Origin of the sequence: Azohydromonas aeria (assembly GCF_009760915.1) — a bacterium.
GTDB lineage: Bacteria > Pseudomonadota > Gammaproteobacteria > Burkholderiales > Burkholderiaceae_C > Azohydromonas > Azohydromonas aeria.
This window is the reverse complement of sequence record NZ_VIDQ01000198.1, coordinates 1-1,423: the sequence shown is the minus strand read 5'-3', so window position 1 is coordinate 1,423 and position 1,423 is coordinate 1. Positions and strand designations below refer to the sequence as shown.

The 1,423-nt window shown below is 68.5% G+C and carries 3 protein-coding genes; all 3 read right to left on the bottom strand.

Annotation, left to right across the window (positions count from 1 at the left end; genetic code table 11):
* On the bottom strand, window positions 1-303 hold a 303-nt coding region (locus tag FJ694_RS36485; RefSeq protein ID WP_198321196.1), incomplete at its 3' end, for an NAD(P)(+) transhydrogenase (Re/Si-specific) subunit beta.
* Window positions 300-644 carry an NAD(P) transhydrogenase subunit alpha part 2 gene (locus tag FJ694_RS36480; RefSeq protein WP_157272398.1) on the bottom strand — a complete coding sequence of 115 codons (345 nt, stop codon included), beginning with the start codon at window positions 642-644 and terminating at the stop codon, window positions 300-302. The genes FJ694_RS36485 and FJ694_RS36480, both read right to left, overlap by 4 nt.
* A gap of 5 nt (window positions 645-649) precedes the next feature.
* Window positions 650-1,423 (bottom strand): Rossmann-fold NAD(P)-binding domain-containing protein (locus tag FJ694_RS36475; protein WP_157272397.1); only part of this gene is annotated, 774 nt, incomplete at its 5' end.

Genomic DNA, 1,423 nt, shown 5'->3' with positions numbered 1-1,423 from the left:
GTGCATGAAGGCCACCAGCTCGGGCATCTTCGTCATCTGCACCCGCTTGGCCATGATGGTGCCGGCGGTGCCGCCGGCCAGCAGCCCGATGAGCACCCACACCAGGCCGGAAGCGCCGGCGGTGCCGAGGTCCTCGGCCAGCTTGAGGATCAGCGCCGCGGTGGTGACCACCGCGATGCCCATGCCCGTCATGCCGAAGACGTTGCCGCGGATCGACGTGGTCGGGTGGCTCAGGCCCTTCAAGGCCTGGATGAAGCAGACGCTGGCCACCAGGTACAGCAGCGTCACGAGGTTCATGCTCATCGCGAGGCCTCCGAACTCAGTTGCTTGGCCGCGCCATCAGCCGCGGGCGCCTTCTTTTCCTTCTTGCGGAACATCTCCAGCATCCGGCGCGTGACCAGGAAGCCGCCGAAGACGTTGACCGCGGCCAGCGCCACGGCCAGCACGCCCATGGTCTTGCCCAGGTTCGTCTCGGTCAGCGCGGCCGCGAGCATCGCGCCCACGATGACGATGGCCGAGATGGCGTTGGTGACGGCCATCAGCGGCGTGTGCAGCGCCGGCGTGACGGTCCACACCACGTGGTAGCCCACGTAGATCGCCAGCACGAAGATGATGAGATTGATGATGGTGGGTGAGACTTCCATGGCCTTCAGCTCCTCTTGACCTGACCGTCCTGCGTCATCAGGCACGCGGCCACGATGTCGTCGTCCATCGGCACGCTCACGGCCGTGGCGTCCTTCGGCAGCACCAGCTTCAGGAAGTCCAGCACGTTGCGCGCGTACAGCGCGCTGGCGTCGGCCGCCACGAGCGCGGGCAGGTTGGTCTCGCCCACGATCGTCACGCCATGCTCCTGCACCGTTTGTCCGGGCACGGTCAGCGCGCAGTTGCCGCCATTGGCCGCGGCCAGGTCCACGATCACCGAGCCCGGCTTCATCGACTGCACCATCTCCGCGGAGACGAGCTTCGGCGCCGGGCGGCCCGGGATCAGCGCCGTGGAGATCACCACGTCGGCCAGCGCCACGCGCTTGGCGACCTCGGCCCGCTGGCGCGCCAGCCAGCTCTCAGGCATCGGCCGCGCGTAGCCGCCCACGCCTTCGGCCGCTTCCTTCTCTTCCGCGGTTTCGTAGGGCACGTCGATGAACTTGGCGCCCAGCGATTCGACCTGCTCCTTCACGGACGGGCGCACGTCGGAGGCCTCGATGACCGCGCCCAGCCGCTTGGCCGTGGCAATGGCCTGCAGCCCCGCCACGCCCACGCCCAGGATCACCACGCGCGCGGCCTTCACGGTGCCGGCGGCGGTCATGAGCATGGGAAAGAACTTCTGGTACCGGTCGGCCGCGATGATCACGGCCTTGTAGCCGGCGATGTTGGCCTGCGACGAGAGCACGTCCATGCTCTGCGCGCGCGTGGTGCGCGGCGCGGC